The 19,063-nt window shown below is 66.3% G+C and carries 21 protein-coding genes and 4 tRNA genes; 18 read left to right on the plus strand and 7 right to left on the minus strand.

Features of this window, described 5'->3' with window-relative positions; translation table 11 throughout:
- Positions 1-126 precede the first annotated feature (126 nt).
- From MKW15_RS23505 to MKW15_RS23525, 5 genes are all read right to left on the minus strand, one after another.
- On the minus strand, positions 127-696 hold the full coding sequence (locus MKW15_RS23505; RefSeq protein WP_240862688.1) for a GNAT family N-acetyltransferase: 570 nt from the start codon (positions 694-696) through the stop codon (positions 127-129).
- 69 nt (positions 697-765) lie between these two features.
- Positions 766-957 (minus strand): hypothetical protein, encoded by a 192-nt coding sequence (locus MKW15_RS23510; RefSeq protein ID WP_240862690.1) that lies wholly within the window; start codon positions 955-957, stop codon positions 766-768.
- Positions 958-1,029: 72 nt separating this feature from the next.
- Positions 1,030-1,104: transfer RNA gene (locus tag MKW15_RS23515), tRNA-Val, on the minus strand.
- 19 nt (positions 1,105-1,123) lie between these two features.
- Positions 1,124-1,197, minus strand: a tRNA-Cys gene (locus MKW15_RS23520).
- Positions 1,198-1,219: 22 nt separating this feature from the next.
- Positions 1,220-1,292, minus strand: a tRNA-Gly gene (locus tag MKW15_RS23525).
- 214 nt (positions 1,293-1,506) lie between these two features.
- Here MKW15_RS23525 and MKW15_RS23530 point away from each other — a divergent pair.
- The 3 genes from MKW15_RS23530 to MKW15_RS23540 all read left to right on the plus strand — a co-directional run bounded on the left by MKW15_RS23530 (position 1,507) and on the right by MKW15_RS23540 (position 3,639).
- Positions 1,507-1,581: transfer RNA gene (locus tag MKW15_RS23530), tRNA-Val, on the plus strand.
- Positions 1,582-1,623: 42 nt separating this feature from the next.
- Positions 1,624-3,051, plus strand: coding sequence for a carboxylesterase/lipase family protein (locus tag MKW15_RS23535; RefSeq protein WP_240862692.1), 1,428 nt, complete (start codon positions 1,624-1,626; stop codon positions 3,049-3,051).
- Positions 3,052-3,147: 96 nt separating this feature from the next.
- A complete protein-coding gene (locus tag MKW15_RS23540; RefSeq protein ID WP_240862694.1) occupies positions 3,148-3,639 on the plus strand; it encodes a hypothetical protein in 492 nt (163 codons plus the stop codon).
- A 60-nt stretch (positions 3,640-3,699) separates the two neighbouring features.
- Here MKW15_RS23540 and MKW15_RS23545 read toward each other — a convergent pair whose 3' ends face one another.
- Both MKW15_RS23545 and MKW15_RS23550 read right to left on the minus strand, forming a co-directional pair.
- The gene (locus MKW15_RS23545; RefSeq protein ID WP_240862696.1) at positions 3,700-3,966 is read right to left on the minus strand and encodes a hypothetical protein; all 267 of its coding nucleotides are present in this window, start codon (positions 3,964-3,966) and stop codon (positions 3,700-3,702) included.
- A complete protein-coding gene (locus MKW15_RS23550) occupies positions 3,963-4,556 on the minus strand; it encodes a recombinase family protein (protein WP_240862698.1) in 594 nt (197 codons plus the stop codon). Before MKW15_RS23550 ends, MKW15_RS23545 begins: the two co-directional genes overlap by 4 nt.
- Positions 4,557-4,808: 252 nt before the next feature.
- On the opposite strand from MKW15_RS23550, the gene MKW15_RS23555 reads away from it, so the two are divergent.
- The 15 genes from MKW15_RS23555 to MKW15_RS23625 all read left to right on the plus strand — a co-directional run bounded on the left by MKW15_RS23555 (position 4,809) and on the right by MKW15_RS23625 (position 18,835).
- Positions 4,809-6,212 carry a glycosyltransferase 87 family protein gene (locus tag MKW15_RS23555; RefSeq protein ID WP_240862700.1) on the plus strand — a complete coding sequence of 468 codons (1,404 nt, stop codon included), beginning with the start codon at positions 4,809-4,811 and terminating at the stop codon, positions 6,210-6,212.
- 60 nt (positions 6,213-6,272) lie between these two features.
- The gene (locus MKW15_RS23560; protein WP_240862723.1) at positions 6,273-6,686 is read left to right on the plus strand and encodes a TIGR02611 family protein; all 414 of its coding nucleotides are present in this window, start codon (positions 6,273-6,275) and stop codon (positions 6,684-6,686) included.
- Between the two features lie 96 nt (positions 6,687-6,782).
- Positions 6,783-8,855, plus strand: coding sequence for a threonine--tRNA ligase (thrS, locus tag MKW15_RS23565; protein WP_240862702.1), 2,073 nt, complete (start codon positions 6,783-6,785; stop codon positions 8,853-8,855).
- Positions 8,848-9,399, plus strand: coding sequence for an ATP adenylyltransferase (locus tag MKW15_RS23570; RefSeq protein WP_240862704.1), 552 nt, complete (start codon positions 8,848-8,850; stop codon positions 9,397-9,399). The genes thrS and MKW15_RS23570 overlap by 8 nt, the downstream gene beginning before the upstream one ends.
- A 33-nt stretch (positions 9,400-9,432) precedes the next feature.
- Positions 9,433-10,101, plus strand: a complete 669-nt coding sequence (pgsA, locus tag MKW15_RS23575) for a phosphatidylinositol phosphate synthase (protein ID WP_240862705.1) — start codon at positions 9,433-9,435, stop codon at positions 10,099-10,101.
- Entirely contained in the window at positions 10,101-11,060 is a 960-nt protein-coding gene (locus tag MKW15_RS23580; RefSeq protein WP_240862707.1) for a phosphatidylinositol mannoside acyltransferase, read from the plus strand. Before pgsA ends, MKW15_RS23580 begins: the two co-directional genes overlap by 1 nt.
- Positions 11,057-12,181, plus strand: a complete 1,125-nt coding sequence (locus tag MKW15_RS23585; protein ID WP_240862709.1) for a glycosyltransferase family 4 protein — start codon at positions 11,057-11,059, stop codon at positions 12,179-12,181. Before MKW15_RS23580 ends, MKW15_RS23585 begins: the two co-directional genes overlap by 4 nt.
- Complete coding sequence (locus MKW15_RS23590) at positions 12,181-12,708, plus strand: LemA family protein (protein ID WP_240862710.1); 528 nt, start codon at positions 12,181-12,183, stop codon at positions 12,706-12,708. Before MKW15_RS23585 ends, MKW15_RS23590 begins: the two co-directional genes overlap by 1 nt.
- 194 nt (positions 12,709-12,902) lie before the next feature.
- The gene (gene pdxS, locus MKW15_RS23595; RefSeq protein WP_240862712.1) at positions 12,903-13,820 is read left to right on the plus strand and encodes a pyridoxal 5'-phosphate synthase lyase subunit PdxS; all 918 of its coding nucleotides are present in this window, start codon (positions 12,903-12,905) and stop codon (positions 13,818-13,820) included.
- A 103-nt stretch (positions 13,821-13,923) separates the two neighbouring features.
- On the plus strand, positions 13,924-14,877 hold the full coding sequence (locus MKW15_RS23600; RefSeq protein WP_240862714.1) for a PP2C family protein-serine/threonine phosphatase: 954 nt from the start codon (positions 13,924-13,926) through the stop codon (positions 14,875-14,877).
- Positions 14,878-14,994: 117 nt separating this feature from the next.
- Positions 14,995-15,696, plus strand: a complete 702-nt coding sequence (locus tag MKW15_RS23605) for an FHA domain-containing protein (RefSeq protein WP_240862725.1) — start codon at positions 14,995-14,997, stop codon at positions 15,694-15,696.
- Positions 15,697-15,911: 215 nt separating this feature from the next.
- Positions 15,912-16,394, plus strand: a complete 483-nt coding sequence (locus MKW15_RS23610) for a helix-turn-helix transcriptional regulator (protein WP_240862716.1) — start codon at positions 15,912-15,914, stop codon at positions 16,392-16,394.
- 102 nt (positions 16,395-16,496) lie between these two features.
- On the plus strand, positions 16,497-17,351 hold the full coding sequence (locus MKW15_RS23615) for an acyl-CoA thioesterase (protein WP_240862718.1): 855 nt from the start codon (positions 16,497-16,499) through the stop codon (positions 17,349-17,351).
- Positions 17,348-17,962 carry a pyridoxal 5'-phosphate synthase glutaminase subunit PdxT gene (gene pdxT, locus MKW15_RS23620; protein ID WP_240862720.1) on the plus strand — a complete coding sequence of 205 codons (615 nt, stop codon included), beginning with the start codon at positions 17,348-17,350 and terminating at the stop codon, positions 17,960-17,962. The genes MKW15_RS23615 and pdxT overlap by 4 nt, the downstream gene beginning before the upstream one ends.
- Before the next feature lie 117 nt (positions 17,963-18,079).
- Positions 18,080-18,835, plus strand: coding sequence for a YebC/PmpR family DNA-binding transcriptional regulator (locus tag MKW15_RS23625; protein WP_240862721.1), 756 nt, complete (start codon positions 18,080-18,082; stop codon positions 18,833-18,835).
- Positions 18,836-19,063 lie beyond the last annotated feature (228 nt).

The raw sequence follows: 19,063 nt of genomic DNA on the forward strand, positions 1-19,063 counted from the left end.
GGGGCATGCGTCCAGAATACTCGAACACGTATGCGAGTCAAGGACTATTTTCGCAGCTCAGGGACCATAAATCACTTCAGTGAACTGCAGTGAACCGTGGTGAACAGGAGCCACTCCAGTCACAAATCAGACATCGAGATCGTGCACCATCACGTGGTCGTGTTCGATTGAGCCGTTGAGGTCGAAGGTCTTGGTGCCGACCCGGCGGAAGCCCATCTTCGTGTAGAACCGCTGAGCCCGGAAGTTCTCCTCGTTGACGCCGAGCCAGATCTGCACACTGCCGTGCGCACGTGCCGACTCGATCGCGGCCGTCATCAACGCTCGAGACGCCGACTGGGCCCGGCCGCGCGCGTGATGGTCGGGCAGCACGTACATCTTCGAGACCTCGGAGACCGGTCGGGTGGCGATCACCTCGCGCACTTGCGGGTTCTGCGGTTCGGTGTGGAACACGAGGGAGTATCCGAGAATTGGTCCGCCCGGTTCCTGCCGTGCGACCAGCACGTCACAGTCGGGGTCGTCGATGTACCCGCGAAAGTCGTTCGGTCGCAGGTTGGTTGCCAGGAAGCCCGCAATGTCCTCCGGTGTGGAGTGCGGCGGGCACGCCAGCGGGAAAGTCACTTGTGCCACCGCGGACACGTCGTCGGCGAGACTGCGGTCGGTAACCGCCTCGACACTCAGGTGTGCTGTGGATTCCACGATCCGAAAGTATCCCAGAGAGGAGTGTCGCAGAGGGGTGCGGCCGCGTCGGCGGCTACTTGCCCGCCCTCACACCAGTGCGAGGCGGCGCGATTCGACGCGCGCAACGGCGGCGCGCAGACGATCTTCACGGTCGACGATGTCGTCGACGTGACGCGTGATCGGCAGCAGTTCGGTGACGACGTCGGTGCCGCTGACGGCGAATCCGTTGGTCTTCACCCATTCGAGAGTGAACTGGAGGGCATCGCGATCAGCGGTCATGACAGATCCTGGGGGTGGGCTGTTGGTTGGGGGTTACAGCATTTCGGACCCGCTGCGGGCAACGGGTCCGATTGGTGCGCGATACTGGGATTGAACCAGTGACCTCTTCCGTGTCAGGGAAGCGCTCTCCCGCTGAGCTAATCGCGCGGGTATGAAATTGATGGTCTGGAGGTGGCGACGGGAATCGAACCCGTGTACACGGCTTTGCAGGCCGTTGCCTCACCACTCGGCCACACCACCAGATGCGAGTCGACTCGCGCCGAGCGGATGACGGGATTCGAACCCGCGACCCTCACCTTGGCAAGGTGATGCGCTACCAGCTGCGCTACATCCGCATGCTCGTGAGCTGATCTTGTGGACCGTTTTGTTGCTCACGACGCGATGGTGAACATTATCCGACCAACACGCAGTAGCCAAATCGCCTGGTCAGAGGCGTAGCTCGGCGGCACGGCGGCAACACGGCGCATCGGCGCGAAGGGATTTGGGATGCAGCGGTGCCAGCGTGTAGTCTTCTGCCTCGTGCACAGCGCCAACGCGCGTCGCACGCACGGTCCCGTGGCTCAGTGGAAGAGCGTCCCGTTCACACCGGGAAGGTCGCTGGTTCGATCCCAGCCGGGACCACCAAGTATCAGCCGGTGACGACTGCTCTCGCGTACCGTCGATCCGATGACGCACACAGACGTGACGGCCCCTGCGGTGTCCACCACGGGCGGCCGGGTGTCCGGCCTGAATGCCGATGGGATCTTCGCCTACCTCGGAATCCCTTACGCGGCACCGCCCATAGGCGAGGCGGCCTTTGCCGCTCCCGCTCCTCCCGCTGCATGGGATGGCGTCCGGCCGGCCACGGAGTACGGGCCCACAGCCCCACAGGTCGGCTATCCCGCTCCGGTCGCGGCGCTGCTCGACAACGTGATCGTGCTCGGCGACGACTACCTGAACCTCAACGTGTGGACCCCGGACCCGAGCGCAGGCGGCCGACTGCCGGTGATGGTGTGGATTCACGGCGGTGCGTTCACGAGAGGTTCCAACCGCATCGAGATGTATGCCGGGGACACGTTCGCGCGGGACGGCGTTGTCTGCGTCGGGATCAACTATCGGCTTGGCACAGCAGGTTTCGCGTCGATCGAGCGGGCGCCGGACAACCGCGGGCTACTCGATCAGATCGCCGCGCTGCACTGGGTGCGCGACAACATCGCGGCGTTCGGCGGCGACCCCGACAACGTGACCGTCTTCGGCGAGTCCGCGGGCGCGATGAGCGTCGCGTCACTGTTGGCGTCTCCGCTCGCCGCCGGACTGTTCCAGCGCGCCGTCATGCAGAGCGGCAACGGCTCTGCCGCTGCCGATCCCGCCGACGCTCGCAAGGTCACCGCCCGCATGGCGCAGATCCTCGAGATCGAGGCCACCGTGGAGGCCTTCGGCAAGCTCGGCGTGGAAGACATGCTGCAGGCGCAATCGACGGTGGCGTTGAAGTTGATGCTGGATCCGAACCCGGAGGTGTGGGGACGCACGGTCGTCGATGTCGGCATGGGGATCATGTCGCAGTTCCCGGTGGTCGATGGGAAGGTGCTCACGGCGCTTCCGCACGAGGCGATCTCGGCTGGTGCCGGTGCTGACATACCGCTGCTCGCCGGCTGGAATGCCGATGAGTTCCGGTTCTTCCTGGTCGCGACCGGCGGTGCGCAGGCCGTCACCGAGGAAGCCGCGGCCGGCATCCTCGGACGCGGTCCCGGCGGCCTCGATTACCTGCGCAGTCGGCTCGATGCGGGCGCGAGCCCGGGTGAGGCGGTCAGCGAGGCGCTCACTGCACGAGCGTTCTCGTCACCCACCACCGCGATCGCCGAGTCTCGGACGACCGGCACGACGCACGTGTACGAATTCGGGTACCGCAGTCCGCAGGCAGATATCCAGGCCGGTCACGCCGTGGAGATCCCGTTCGTCTTCGACCATCTGGAGTCCGCTCATGCGTTGGTGGGGCCCGAACCCGACCAACGCGTCGCCGACGAGATGCATCACGCGTGGGTGAGCTTCGCGGCCACCGGTGATCCGGGGTGGGCAGCACATCGAAGCGCCGACGATGTGCAGCGTTTCGTCTGATCTTTCTGCGCACGGTGAAAGTGATGGAGCACGGCGAAAGTCCGTTTTCCGACGGGCAGCGTTGACGCCGGTCGCGTGACGCAACGACAATTGACTATGGCGTTGCACGACGGCGAGTACGAGCCCGCAGGCCCGCTCAGCGAGTACGAGATGATCCTCGGCGCCAACGCCGAGGCGTACCTGAGCGAGCAAGCCGTCGTGTTCCTTAGCCGGGGCTTCGACCGGTTGGCCGACCGTGAGTTCTGCGTGGCGTGCCCGGCCGCGCTGCTGTGCGCCGCGGCGGAGCACGAACTGAACAGGCTTGTTCCCAACACCCGCCGTGACGTTGCACCGTGGCGGCGACAGATGGCGGCTCGAGCGCTCAGCGGCATGAGCATCACCACCGTCGACCACCCTGACGCCGAGGACATCTGTTTCAGCAAGGTGGTGCGTGCCATCGAACACGGAATCCTCCTCGAACCGGCGGACACGCCGAGTTCGATGGACCCGCTCGATCCCGTTGACCGTCAGTTGTTGTGGCTGGCCGATCGGGTTCGGACGTTCATCAAGGACGTCGCGGGCCGACTGGCGAGTGGACAGCACCTCTAACGCTGTGAGCCAGAGTCTCGTTGCCGAAACGCCAGCGATGTGGTCCCGTCTGGACCACGATCACTTCTTCCGGGGCTGGCGGAGGTACCCGTACAGCGCGGCGCGGTAGCCGCGTTCGTACGCTTCCTTCTCGTCGGGGATTCGACCGTCGGCCAGCATGGTTGACGCGTGGTGTGAGGCCCAGGCACGTGGCAGCGACGCCAGATGCGCTGATGCGTCGTCGAATCCGGACTCGAAGCGCTCGTGATCCAGCGACGCGTCGCAGATTGCAGATTCGGGCGGGATGGCGTGGGGGAGAGCGATGACGCGGGAGTCCGAAGTGGTCATGACGTAGACCGCCTTTCTGCAAGTGTCCGATAGAGGGTGGCGCGACTCACTCCGAGTGCGTCGGCGATGGTGGGGACGCGATCTCCGTTGGCGCGCATGCGTTCTGCGAGCTCGATCTGCTCGTCGTTGAGAACTCGTGGCCGGCCCAGGGTGGCACTCCCGGTGGGTCGACGAACGGGTGGCTGTCGGGTCGAGGAATCGTCGACCGCGCCCAGGGAGGCGAGAACCCCGATGATCATCGAGCCGGTCTCGTCACCGCTGTCTACTCGTTCGCGCAGCGCGCGCAGCGCGATCCCGCGCTCGGTGAGCAGGCGTGTCGTGCTGAGGATCTCGGTCCTCGTCTGCCCGAGACTGTCGATGCTCGGTACGACGACGGTGTCACCAGCTCGCGCGTAGTCGAGGAGGGCATCGAACCCCGGACGCGACCTGGCCGGTGGGCCCGTCGAATGATCGTCTGTGTAGATGCGGTTGGCATCGAGGCCGGTCGACAGAAGGGCGTCGATCTGCGACTCGAGGCCGGCGGCCGCCGCATGGCCACGTGCATAGCCGAGTTCCAGGCCGGCCGGAGTCTCCGGTGAATCGAGCGACATGTTCTGCATGCTATCTCGAAATAGTTTCGAGATGTGCGAGGTCTCCCCAGAGTGTTGTGAGACGTGACGCCCAAGTCGTGCGCATAGCAGCGAGTAACAGCGAGATGAGACTTTAGATACGAGACAATCTAATTTGCGACAACTGAGATGCCTGGTCCGGTGGGTAGGGCATCGGTTTGCACGCCTTACGATTTCGCCACCATCGGCGTTTCGCCCTCTGGCCTGCGGCGACTCTCCAGTACCGTCTGACTCATGCCGGAGACGAGTGCGCTGTCGCGACGCTCGTCGATGACGATCGGGCGGCGTCCGGTGATCGTGGTCGCGATTCTTGCCGTGTTGGTGATCTGGTGGCAGGCAAAGGTTCTGCCGTTCGGCGACCCGTTCTACGGACTGTTTCAGAACGCCACCGACCTGCGCGTCTACCGGGCCGGAGCCCGCACGGTCCTCGACGGCCGACCGCTGTACACGAACAGCGTGTTGTGGAATCTCGACTTCACCTACCCGCCGTTCGCCGCGCTGGTGATGACCCCCTTTGCCCTCCTGGAGGTCGCCACCGCCAAGGCGGTCTGGTTTGCGGCGACATTCGTCGCGCTGTGTGCGGTGATCGTGCTGAGCTTCCGCAGCCTCGGATACCGGATCGACCGGCGCCTGCTGATCTTCGCGATGTTCGCGACAGTTGCGGCGACCGCACTCGAACCCGTACGAACCACAGTGTGGCTCGGCCAGGTCAACATCTTCCTGATGCTGCTCGTGCTGGCCGACCTCGTGCTCCTGGACATGATCCGACCCGGGAGCCGGTTGCGCGGGATCGGAGTGGGCATCGCGGCCGGCATCAAGCTGACCCCGGCGTTCTTCGTCGTCTATCTACTGTTCGTGCGCCGCTGGCGGGCCGCGGCGACCGCCGTCGTCGCCTTCGGATGCACGGTGGCGCTCGCGTTCGTCGTCATCCCATCGGATTCGTGGCGGTTCTGGACGGTCGACGCGAGTGGGGCGCCCGCGCGGATCGGTCGCGTCGACTCACCCGCGAATCAATCGATCAACGGATTCATCTCGCAGTTGCTTGCCTACTTCGACATCCGGCGTTTCGCCCATCCGATGCCGGGCGGACCTGTCTTCGAGGCGCCGCTGTGGATGTGGTTGCCGGTGGCGCTGGTGGCCGCCGCACTCGGACTGTGGGCGGCGGTCGTGGCGCAGCGCAACGGGCGCGCGCTGCTGGCGGTGACAATCGTCGGGATGACCGGGTCGACCGTGTCGCCGTTCTCCTGGGGACACCACTGGGTGTGGTTCGTGCCACTGCTGGTTATTGCCTTCGACGAGGCCTACCGTTCGCGCACGCTGTGGGTCTGGTTGGCGCCCGCCGGCATCGTGGCTCTGTCGTTCACCTATTGGTACAACTGGTGGGACAGCGGCCCTCGCTGGACTGCGGACCATGCGATTGCCTTGGGGCTGTTCATGATGCCGCGCTGGCCCGACCCGCAGTGGTTCGACTACCCGCTGGTGGTGCTGTACGCGGGCTGCTATCCGCTCGTGCTGCTGATCACCATCGTCGTGACCCTCGTGGCGGGTGCCCGCCGTCGTCCGGCAACGGTCACGGAGGCCACCACGGCCACATCGGTGATCGTTGTCGACGGTCCGGACCGGCCGGTGGCCGCGTAACCTGTTGGGTATCTGGCATTTCGGACATACCGAAAGGCAGCGTGGAACGGATGGGGGATGATGTCGGCGGCGATGAGGGTGCGCATGTGGCATCGCAAAGGCAGGTATGTCATTCGCCGCAACCGGCATCTGAATCTTGCGTATCGGATCGCGGTCGGCGTGATCGGCGCACTGGTTCTCGCCGGCGGTATCGTCGCCATCCCGTACCCCGGACCTGGCTGGCTCATCGTGTTCCTGGGGCTCGGCATCCTCGCGTCCGAGTTCGACTGGGCGCATCGCCTGCTCCGGTTCGCACGTGGGAAGTACGACGACTGGGCAGAGTGGATGAAGCGTCAGCACTGGTCGTTGCAGGGGGTGTTTGCGCTCGGGACCTGCGCGGTGGTGCTCGGTTCGCTCTGGGTGCTCGGTGCCCTCGGCACCTTCGCGGGCTGGCTGAACATCGACGCGCAGTGGCTTGCCAGCCCGATTTTCTGATCTCTGACCCGGCGGGTGGGAGAACACGGTGGCCACGCGGATACGATCATCGGTGCAAGAACTCCCGAACCGAATCCGAACCAAGGAGCGCTCGACGTGCCCGATGAAGTGTTGGTGACCAGCCCCGCCACGATCCGTGTGCCAGCTGGGACTACCGCGGGCACGGCGCTGCGCGAGCACGACCTGCCGAACAAGGGGCCCGACGCGATCGTCGTCGTACGCGACGCCGCCGGTGAGCTGCGGGATCTGTCGTGGGTGCCCGAACTCGACACCGACGTCGAGCCCGTCGCCGCCCACACCGAGGCCGGGCGCAGCGTGATCCGTCACTCGTGTGCACATGTCCTCGCGCAGGCGGTGCAGGAACTGTTCCCGCAGGCAAAACTCGGCATCGGACCGCCGATCAAGGACGGCTTCTACTACGACTTCGACGTCGCCGATCCCTTCACCCCGGAGGATCTCGCGAAGCTCGAGAAGAAGATGAAGCAGATCATCAAGTCGGGGCAGAGGTTCTCCCGTCGTGTCTACCAGTCCAAGGACGAGGCGAGACTCGAGCTGGCGAACGAGCCCTACAAGCTCGAGCTCATCGATGACAAAGGTGCGGCGGCCGACTCGGAGGTCATGGAGGTCGGCGGCGCAGAGCTCACCGCCTACGACAACCTCAATCCCCGCACCGGCGATCTCATCTGGTGCGACCTGTGTCGCGGCCCGCATGTGCCGACCACCAAGTACATCGCCGCGTTCAAACTCACTCGCAGCTCGGCGGCGTACTGGCGCGGCGACCAGGACAATGCCGACCTGCAGCGGATCTACGGGACCGCGTGGGAATCGGCCGAGGCGCAGGAGGCATATCTCGAACTGCTGGCCGAGGCCGAACGCCGCGATCACCGCAAGCTCGGTGCCGAGCTGGACCTGTTCAGTTTCCCCGACGAACTCGGGTCGGGGCTTCCGGTGTTCCATCCCAAGGGCGGGATCATCCGTACCGAGATGGAGGACTACTCGCGGCGTCGGCACATCGCCGCCGGCTACGAGTTCGTGAACACGCCCCACATCACCAAGGGGCATCTCTACGAGGTGTCGGGCCACCTGGACTGGTATGCCGACGGCATGTTCCCGCCGATGCAGATCGACGCCGAGTTCAACGACGACGGCAGTGTGCGCAAGCCGGCCCAGGACTACTACCTCAAGCCGATGAACTGCCCGATGCACAACCTGATCTTCCGGTCGCGCGGGCGTTCGTACCGTGAACTCCCGTTGCGGCTCTTCGAATTCGGATCGGTCTACCGGTACGAGAAGTCGGGTGTCATCCACGGGCTGACCCGCGTGCGCGGCATGACGCAGGACGACGCGCACATCTACTGCACGCGGGAACAGATGCGCGACGAGCTGCGCTCGTTGCTGACGTTCGTGCTCGACGTGCTCGCCGACTACGGGCTCGACGATTACTACCTCGAGCTGTCCACCAAGGACCCGAAGAAGTTCGTCGGTGACGACGAGTCGTGGGAGATCGCCACCAACACCCTCGCCGAGGTCGCGCAGGAGTCGGGCCTGGATCTGGTGCCGGACCCGGGCGGGGCGGCGTTCTACGGTCCGAAGATCTCCGTGCAGGTCCGTGACGCGCTCGGCCGAAACTGGCAGATGTCGACGATCCAGCTGGACTTCAACCAACCGGCCCGGTTCGACCTGGAGTACACCGGCGCCGACGGTGCCAAGCATCAGCCGGTGATGATCCACCGCGCACTCTTCGGCTCCATCGAGCGCTTCTTCGGTGTCCTCACCGAGCACTACGCGGGGGCCTTCCCGGCCTGGTTGTCACCCGTGCAGGTGGTCGGGATTCCGGTGGCGGAAGCGTTCGCCGATCACCTGCAGGGCGTCGTCGGCGAACTGCGCACGCGTGGGATTCGTGCCGAAGTGGACCACTCCGACGATCGCATGCAGAAGAAGATCCGCAATCACACCACCGGCAAGGTGCCGTTCATGCTGCTGGCGGGGGAGCGCGACGTCGAGGCGGGCGCGGTGAGCTTCCGGTTCCGCGACGGCACCCAGGTCAACGGGGTGCCGGTCGGGCAGGCCGTCGACCTCGTCGACGCGTGGGTTTCGGCCCGACGCAACGAATCGCCGACCGCCGATCTCATCGCCGGGACCACGAGTGCGGATCCGGCCGATGGCTGAACCGGACGGCGTGATCCGCGACTGCGGCACCGGCGACCCGGACCGGCTGCAGCGGCTGTGGAGTCCGCACCGGATGACCTACATCACGTCCGACCCGCCGGAGAAGACGAGTAGCGGGCATCCCTTCCTGGACATCCCGCACATGTCCGACGAGGACGGATTGATCGTCGCTCGGGGCGAGACCGTGTACGCGGTGCTGAACCTGTACCCGTACAACCCCGGTCACACCATGATCGTGCCGTATCGGCAGGTCGCGGACCTCGAGGACCTGAGCCCGGCGGAGTCGTCGGAGCTGATGGGATTCACCCAGCGCATCATCCGGACGATCAAGTCGGTGTCGAATCCCAACGCGTTCAACGTCGGACTCAATCTCGGCTACGCGGCGGGCGGCTCGTTGGCCGAGCACCTGCACCAGCACATCGTGCCCCGGTGGGTCGGGGATGCCAACTTCATCACCGTTGTCGGCGAGACCAAGATCATGCCACAGTTGCTGCGCGACACCCGCGCACTGCTGGCGCAGGCCTGGCAGCGGCTCGGTGACTGACCTGGTGACGATCTTGTCGAAGGGAGTGCGCGGGTGCTGAGCATCCTGGGCCGGGCTTCGGTCTCGAAGGTCACGCTGCCGATCGGACGCGGTCTGCTGCGTACCGGTCTCACCCCGGACGGTATGACACTGATCGGGACGGTCGCGACCATCGCCGCGGCGTTGACCCTGTTCCCCATGGGCCACCTCTTCTGGGGGACCATCGTCATCTGGCTGTTCGTCATGTTCGACATGCTCGACGGTGCGATGGCTCGGGCTCGTGGTGGCGGCACACGATTCGGGGCGGTGCTCGACGCCACCTGTGACCGCATCGCCGACGGAGCCATTTTCGCTGGTCTGGCCTGGTGGTGCGCAGTCACCGAACCACACGACCTGCTGCTCGTCGCGACACTGATCTGCCTGGTCACCTCGCAGGTGATCTCGTATGCGAAGGCACGTGCCGAGGCCAGTGGACTGTACGGCGACGGTGGCCTCATCGAACGTCCCGACCGCCTCATCATCGTCCTGGTGGGATCGGGTCTGACCGGGCTGGGCCTCGATTGGGCGATCCATGTCGCCATGTGGCTGCTCGCGGCGGGCAGCGTGATCACCGTCGGGCAACGCATGTGGTCGATCTCGCGTTCTCCGGGGGCCGGCGACCTCATCCCGACGGCGAAGACGCCGCCCGACGGGGAGCAGGCAGACGAGAACGAGGGGCACTGATGCGCGTCCCAGGACTCGGGCGCGTGCGGGAATCCTTGTCCGCCAACGCCTACCGTGCGGGATGGGCCGCGATCCGCTACGCTCCCGACGGCCTCGCACGGCAGGGATTCGACACCGCGGGCCGACTCGTGGGGCGTATCGACGACAACGATCAGCTGCGTCGCAACCTGGCCCGGGTGCTCGGCGTCGAGCCGCGCGATGTTCCGAGCGAGCTGATGGGGCAGGCGATGGCGTCCTACGCCCGCTACTGGTACGAGGCATTCCGGTTGCCGTCCATGGACTTTCAGGAGGCGGCGGCCAACGTCTACCTCCCGGATGACCAGATCGAGTTGTTCGAGGCCGAGCTCGCGAAGGGCAAGGGCCTGATCTTCGCGCTGCCGCACAGCGGCAACTACGACATGGCCGGGGTGTGGCTGGTTCAGCACAACGGGACATTCGCGACCGTCGCCGAACGGCTCAAACCCGAATCCTTGTTCCGTCGATTCGTCGACTATCGCGAGAGCCTCGGCTTCGAGATCTTCCCGCTGACCGGTGGTGAGCGCCCGCCGTACGAACAGCTCGCCGACCGTCTGCGAGCGGGAAAGATCATCTGTCTCATGGGTGAACGCGATCTCAACCACACCGGTGTTCCGGTGACCATGTTCGGGGAGCGGACCCGGATGCCGGCCGGGCCCGCGAAACTCGCCATCGACACCGGCGCTGCGCTGATGCCCGCGCACCACTGGTTCACCGAGGGCGCCACCTCGCGGCTGCAATGCGGTCCGCGCATCGATACCGAGGGCGGCGTCGCAGCGACCACTCAGCGCCTCGCGGACGCCTTCGCCACCAACATCGCCGCACACCCCCAGGACTGGCACATGTTGCAACCGTTCTGGGAGGCCGACTGGACCGAAGGGCAACGCGCCCGAGTGGCGGGCAATCCCGGTGCGGCACAACATGCGGACGGGGAGGCGTCGTGAGAATCGGCATGGTGTGCCCCTACTCGTTCGACGTGCCCGGTGGCGTGCAGGCCCACGTAATGGAACTCGCCCAGGTGTTCATCGAACGCGGACACGAGGTCAGCGTGCTCGCGCCGGCCGCCGACGACACCGAGCTGCCGGACTACGTCGTCCGCGCGGGACCGGCGCTGGCGATCCCGTACAACGGCTCGGTCTCTCGGGTGAACTTCAGCCCCAAGGGATACCTGCGGTTGCGTCGCTGGATTGCCGAGAACGCCTTCGACGTACTCCACGTGCACGAGCCGAACGCACCCAGCATTTCCATGTTGTCGCTGATGGTGGGTTCCGGCCCGATTGTCACGACCTTCCACACCGCCACCTCACGGTCGTTGTGGCTGAGCACCTTTCAGGGAATCCTGCGGCCCTACCACGAACGCATCGCGGGCAAGATCGCGGTGAGCGAACTCGCACGTCGCTGGCAGATGGAGTCGCTCGGGTCCGACGCGGTCGAGATCCCCAACGGAATCAACGTGTCCGCATTCGCCGATGCCGAGCCGCTCGACGGTTATCCGTGGCCGGGCGGCTCGGTCCTGTTCCTGGGTCGTTTCGACGAACCGCGCAAGGGTATCGACATCCTGATGCGCGCACTGCCCGCGATCGTCGAGCAATTCCCCGACGTCCGCATCCTGGTGGTGGGCGGCGGAAACCAACGAGCGCTGCGGCGGCGCGCGGGCGATCTCGCCGACCACCTCGTGTTCCTCGGCCAGGTCGACGACGCGACCAAGGCCCGGGCCCTGCGTTCGGTGGATGTCTACTGCGCGCCGAACCTCGGCGGCGAGAGCTTCGGCATCGTCCTCGTGGAGGCAATGGCGGCCGGCGCCGCGGTGATCGCCAGCAGCCTCAACGCTTTTCGGCGTGTTCTCGACGACGGTCGGGCCGGACGACTCGTGACCACCGGATCGCCGGAGGAACTGGCCGAGGGGGTCGTCGATCTGCTGTCCGACACGCAAGCGCGGGCCGAGTTGGTGCGGGCCGGTCGGGTGCGCGCGGACCGGTACGACTGGTCGCGGGTCGCCGACCAGATTCTGCGCGTGTACGACACGGTCACGGTTGGCGCCGGCCCGGTGGTGGTGTCGGACTGATGTCTCCCACGACGACGCTGATTCTGCTGGTCGCGATCGTGGCGATCGTCCTTCTGGTCGGCTGGGCCGTGCAGACCGCCAATCGCCTCGACCGGCTCAATGTGCGCGTGGACCTCGCGCGCCAAGCCCTCCATGCCTCGCTGGACCGGCGATCGGTGGTGGCCCGGGCCATCGCAACCGACATGGCGGCATCGGGCACCCCGGAGGTCGTGACATCGGCGCGTGACCTGGCTGCGGTCGCAGATCATGCCGAACGCGCCGACCCCGCGACGCGGGAGGCCGCGGAGAACGCGGTCTCGGCGGCATTGGCGCGCGCCGACCCGCAGTCTCGACCGCCCGGACTGGTGGCCGAACTCGCCGACGCCGAGACCCGCGTGATGATGGCGCGCCGCTTCTACAACGACGCCGTGCGCGACACCCGCAACCTGGCCGAACGCCGGCCGGTGCGGTGGCTCCGGCTCGGCGGTCGGGCCCCGTTGCCCGACTACTTCGAGATCATCGAGCGCGGCGTCCCGGGCGGTCCGTGACCCATGTGCGGGTGCGGCGTGGATGGGTCGAGCCACGGTGGACCGCCGCCCCGTCGGCCCCCCGATCGCACTCACCTAGACTGGAGGTCGGATGTGTCGTGGTTCCGGTGCGCCGCGGCGTTCGCGGGCGGGGCCGGCGTGATGGCTGTGCACCGACCCGACACCGCACATCAGCGAGCAACAACTGAGGAGACATGGCAGTGAGTCACAACGGCGCGACCGTTCCCGAGGTCGGCCAGGGTACGGCGCGGGTCAAGCGTGGAATGGCCGAGATGCTCAAGGGCGGCGTGATCATGGATGTGGTCACCCCCGAGCAGGCGAAGATCGCCGAGGACGCCGGGGCGGTCGCGGTCATGGCGCTCGAGCGGGTGCCTGCCGACATCCGCGCCCAGGGCGGCGTGTCGCGGATGAGTGACCCCGACATGATCGACGGCATCATCGCCGCGGTCAGCATCCCGGTGATGGCCAAGGCCCGCATCGGACATTTCGTCGAGGCGCAGGTCCTGCAGAGCCTCGGTGTCGACTACATCGACGAGTCGGAGGTGCTGACCCCCGCCGACTATGCGAACCACATCGACAAGTGGCAGTTCACCGTGCCCTTCGTCTGCGGTGCCACCAACCTCGGGGAGGCGCTGCGCAGGATCACCGAAGGCGCTGCGATGATCCGGTCGAAGGGGGAGGCCGGCACGGGCGACGTCTCCAACGCGACCACTCACATGCGCAAGATCCGCGACGAGATCCGCCGCCTGACCTCGCTGCCGAAGGACGAACTCTACGTTGCGGCAAAGGAATTGCAGGCTCCCTACGAGCTCGTCGCCGAGGTCGCCGAGGCCGGCAAACTGCCGGTGACGCTGTTCACCGCCGGCGGTATCGCGACTCCGGCCGACGCTGCGATGATGATGCAGCTCGGAGCCGAGGGCGTGTTCGTCGGATCCGGAATCTTCAAGTCCGGCAACCCCGCACAGCGGGCGGCCGCCATCGTGGCCGCCACCACGTTCCACGACGATCCCGATGTGCTGGCGAAGGTGTCCCGCGGCCTCGGTGAGGCCATGGTCGGGATCAACGTCGACGAGATCCCGGCGCCGCACCGGCTTGCCGAGCGGGGCTGGTAACCGAGGTGATCGTGGGCGAATACCGGTGCGAGTGCACAATTGCCGCCGAACAGCCGACGTCCGGAGCTGTTTTCGGTCGGTCCACCGGTAGGATCTGCTGACCATGGATGCGGCGACAATCGTCCGGGACGACACACGGTCGGGTACGGACTTCGTGGGCGAGCTGCGGCTCGAATGGGCGGCGGCGTGCAACGTCGGTCGGGTGCGCGAGACCAACGAGGATGCCGCGCTCGCCATGCCGGGTATCTATCTGCTCGCCGACGGGATGGGCGGACACGACAGCGGTGAACTGGCCAGCGAGGCCGCCCTGTTGACGCTGTCCGAGGCGCCCGCCGCCGGTGACATCAACGACACCCAGGTCGCGCTGAACGACCTGCTCGCGCTGGCGCAGCAGCGAATCGGCGCGATCGACACCGAGAGTGATCGTCGTGCCGGAACGACGGCAACCGGCGTCGTTCTCGTCACCGACGAGGGCCGTCCGCACTGGCTGGTGGTCAACATCGGCGATTCGCGCACCTACCGGTACCAGAACGGCACCCTCAATCAGCTCACGACGGATCACTCGCAGGTGCAGGAGTTCATCGAGGCGGGCTTCCTGACCCCGGAGCAGGCGCGCACCGATCCACGCCGCAACGTGATCACCCGTGCCCTCGGCGCGGGAATGATCGATCCGATCGCCGATTTCCGCAGTACGCCGGCGTATCCCGGTGATGTCCTCCTCATCTGCAGCGACGGTCTGACCGGCGAGCTACCGGACGAGGAGATCGCCGACATCCTGCGTGAGGCGGGCAATTCCGAACAGGCCGCGCAACGGCTTGTCGATGCGGCACTGGCGCTCGGTGCCCACGACAACGTCACCGTGATCGTGGTGACCGCCCACGATTCCGTCTCGACACTCGAGAACCCGGCCATCGTGGTCGAGGATCAACCGACGACCGTCGACGGTGCCGGAGTGGACGGCGCCGGAGTGGATGGCGCCGGAGTGGATGGTGCTGCGGTGGACGGAACTGACGGGCAGCTCGACGGACACGGGCCGAGCGCCGCAGACGCAGACTGACCCGGGGGGAATGCGGGAATGACGATTTCAGGTCACGATCGGCCGTCAGGGGACAACCTGGCCGGTGGTGCCGATTCCCGTGCCGACGCACTGGCGGGTCCGCCCGACGACGGGTCGATGACCTATGTCGAGTACTGCGGCGAACGCTTTCCGCTGGAAGCCGACCACCGATTCTTCATCGGTCGCGAGGCCGACCTGTCGATCGACGACAACCCCTACCTGCATCGCCGATTCCTGGTCCTGCACAACGAGAACGGACTGTGGTGGCTCACCAATCTGGGCACGCATCTGTCGGCGAGTGTGTCGGCGGGTGATGTCGGGTTCTCGGCGACGCTGGGGCCCGGTGCGCGTATGCCGCTGGTGTTCGGGGAGACGACCGTGGTCTTCACCGCAGGTCCGACCACCTACGAGGTGAGCGTGTTCGCGCGCGCCCCACAGGTGCGGTCGGTGACGCGCCCGGAGTTCGACGGCGGTCGGACTACCCAGGGTGTGCCCACGCTGACGGAGAGCCAGAAACTGCTGATCGTCGTTCTCGCCGAAGAGATCCTGCGACGTGAGGGCACCGGTTCGAGTGCGATCCCGTCTTCGGCGCAGGCCGCCGGACGTCTGGGGTGGCCCCTCACCAAGTTCAACCGCAAGCTGGACAACGTCTGCGACAAGCTCGATCAGCTCGGCGTGAGCGGGATGCGGGCCGGTGGCGGCAAACTGGCCAGCAACCGACGCACCAAGCTCGTCGAGTACGCGGTTGCGTCACGGATCGTGACCCGCGAGGACCTCCCGATGATCGACGAGGAAGCCGCGCGCAACGCCGCCACTTGAGCCGGTGTGCCCGCCCGGATGGGTAGTGGTTGGGTACCGACCGGACCGGCCGGGTTCTTACCCCTTCTGACCTGCGGCTATGGCATGGGTAGTTCTCCCCATGCCGAGGGGAGTTCTCCCCATCGACCGGACTTGGGAACGCTCATAATCTCTAACTCACAAGCGACGGAAACCCCGTCCGACGACAGAGACCAGTGAGTGAAGAGGACATCGAAATGACTGCAATCGCCCATCACATCCCGCAGTACCGTCCCGCCGATGCCCCCCGTTCCGACGCCCGCCGTCAGGCTGCTGCTGCCGCCCGCCGCCAGGAGGCGCTGGCTCGTCTCGCCGCCCGCCGGATGCCGCTGCCCGGTCAGCCGGTGGCCGGCATGGCCGCGGCCGATCGGCCGCAGGGGCGACTGATGGCGATCGTGCCCGGGCTCGAGGAGCAGAACGCGGGCCGCGAGGAGCCGCAGCGTCCCGAACTGCCCCGTCCGAGCCTCACCGGCCGCGAGGTCGAGGTTCTGCGCACCTGGATGCTGGTGGACTCCAAGCCGGCTGTCGCACAACAGCTCTTCATCTCGTTGGGCACGGTCAACACCCACCTGACCCGCATCCGTGCGAAGTACGCGGAGATCGGTCGTCCGGCCCCGACCAAGGCGTCGCTCGTGGCGCGCGCCGTGCAGGACGGCCTGATGACCCTCGACGAGCTGTGAAGCCGGCCGGTCCAACGATTTGACGTGATTTGTGTGTCGGGTTTCCGCGGCGGTCGGGGCCGCGGAAACCCGGGCACGCGTTGGTAGGCGATACTTGACGGCGTGGCAGCCATCGAGGACATCCTTCAGGTCGAGCGCATCGAGACCGACATCTATCGCGGCCCGGCATTCCCGAGCCATCTGCAGCGCACGTTCGGTGGGCAGGTGGCGGGGCAGGCGCTGATGTCGGCCACGCGGACAGTCGACGACGAGTTCGGGGTGCATTCGCTCCACGGATACTTCCTGCGGCCCGGCAACCCGGACCTTCCGGCCGTCTTCCTGGTCGACCGGATTCGGGACGGTCGGTCGTTTGTGACCCGGCGTGTCACCGGGATCCAGAACGGCGAGGCCATCTTCACGATGTCGGCCTCGTTCCACGTGCGCACCGACCAGGGCTATTCCCACCAGGACAAGATGCCGCCGGTGCCCGCGCCGACCGAGCTTCCTGATCGCCTCGACGAGTTCTCCCCGGAAGAACGCGCGGTCTTCAAGGAGTGGAAGAACTTCGACATCCGGGTCGTCCCGCGCGCGCAGATGGTCACGTCGGACTACTTCGCCGCCCAGCAACGCGTGTGGTTCCGGTATCGGCATCCGTTGCCCGACGACCAGGTCTTCCACGTCGGCACCCTGGCCTACATGAGCGACATGACGCTGCTCGGTTCGTCGCGCGTGCCGCATCAGGAGTCCAATCCGCAGGTGGCGTCGCTGGACCATGCCATGTGGTTCATGCGCGAGTTCCGCGCCGATGACTGGCTGCTGTACGACCAGACCTCGCCGTCGGCCGACGCGGGTCGAGCCCTGACCCAGGGACGGATCTTCGACCGGTCGGGAACCCTTGTGGCGGCAGTGACGCAGGAGGGTCTCGCGCGAACGGGTCGCGAGATGCCCGAGGATCAGCACGCCCGGCGCGATCGGTGAACGCGGCCCCGCGCATCGGTGTGCTCGCCCTGCAGGGCGACGTTCGCGAGCATGTGTATGCGCTCGAGGCGGCGGGCGCGCGGGCGGCCCCGGTGCGTCGAGCCGCCGAACTCGGCCAGATCGACGGTCTCGTCATCCCGGGTGGCGAGTCGACGACGATGAGCAGACTGCTGGGTGTGTTCGACCTGTTCGATCCGCTCCAGGAGGCGCTCGCCGACGGGTTGCCCGCATACGGGTCGTGCGCGGGCATGATCATGCTCGCCACCACCATCTTGGACACTCGGCCCGATGCGCGCCATCTCGATGCCCTTGATATCACCGTGCGCCGCAACGCTTTCGGGCGTCAGGTGGAGAGTTTCGAGACCGACCTGGAGTTCCGCGGGATCACCGATGTCGCGACGGCCGAACCCATGCGTGCCGTCTTCATCCGCGCGCCCTGGGTGGAGTCGGTGTCACCGGAGGTCGAAGTGCTGGCCCGCGTACCCGACGGTCCGGCGGCCGGCCGTATCGTCGCGGTTCGGCAGGGCGACGTGCTCGCGACGTCGTTTCATCCCGAGGTCACCGGCGATCGTCGCGTACACGAATATTTCGTGACGATGGTGCGTCGGTAAGATCGATCGAGCGACAGGTGCAAGTGCACTCGACAACGAACGGCGCCGTGGGATCATCGTCGGCGCGGGTGATGACACCCGCGGCGGCACCGGGCGTGTGGAAAGGATCACCAGGTCATGAGCGGCCACTCCAAATGGGCCACCACCAAGCACAAGAAGGCGGTCATCGACGCCAAGCGCGGCAAGATGTTCGCGAAGCTCATCAAGAACATCGAGGTGGCCGCCCGGACCGGCGGTGGTGACCCGGCCGGCAACCCGACGCTGTTCGATGCCATCCAGAAGGCAAAGAAGTCGTCGGTGCCCAACGACAACATCGAACGCGCTCGCAAGCGCGGCGGTGGCGAAGAGGCCGGCGGCGCCGACTGGCAGACCATCATGTACGAGGGCTACGGCCCCAACGGGGTGGCCGTGCTCATCGAATGTCTCACCGACAACCGCAATCGCGCGGCCGGTGAGGTCCGTACCGCGATGACCCGCAACGGCGGCAACATGGCCGACCCGGGATCGGTGGCCTACCTGTTCACACGCAAGGGCGTGGTGACCCTCGAGAAGAACGGTCAGAGCGAGGACGACGTCCTGATGGCGGTCCTCGACGCCGGCGCCGAGGAGGTCACCGACCTCGGTGAGTCGTTCGAGGTGGTCAGCGAACCCACCGATCTCGTCGCGGTGCGCGCGGCACTCCAGGACGCCGGCATCGACTACGACTCCGCCGAGGCCAGTTTCCGTGCGTCCGTCGAGGTCGCGGTCGACGCCGACGGGGCCCGCAAGGTCTTCAAACTCATCGATGCGCTCGAGGATTCCGACGACGTGCAGAACGTGTACAGCAACGTCGACATCAGCGACGAGGTTCTTGCGGAGCTCGACGCGGACTGATCCGAAGAGTCTGGTGACCGCCGCTCTGACCTGGGTAGATGCCGAGGAACCAGCCGTGGTCGTCCCACCAAAAATAGGGGAGGAAGTTTCTTCCGCGAGGTTCGTAGTCTTCCGCGAGAATCTTCGCGGGGAGGACACCAAGGGTAGGGGAAGAGAGTTCTTCCCCTACTTTTTGGGCCCTTCTGCTCTGAATGTGGATGGTTAGTTAGGCGTACGGGCCGGGTGTGT

This window comes from Gordonia gummivorans (assembly GCF_022513585.1).
In the GTDB taxonomy this organism is placed as follows: Bacteria; Actinomycetota; Actinomycetes; order Mycobacteriales; family Mycobacteriaceae; genus Gordonia.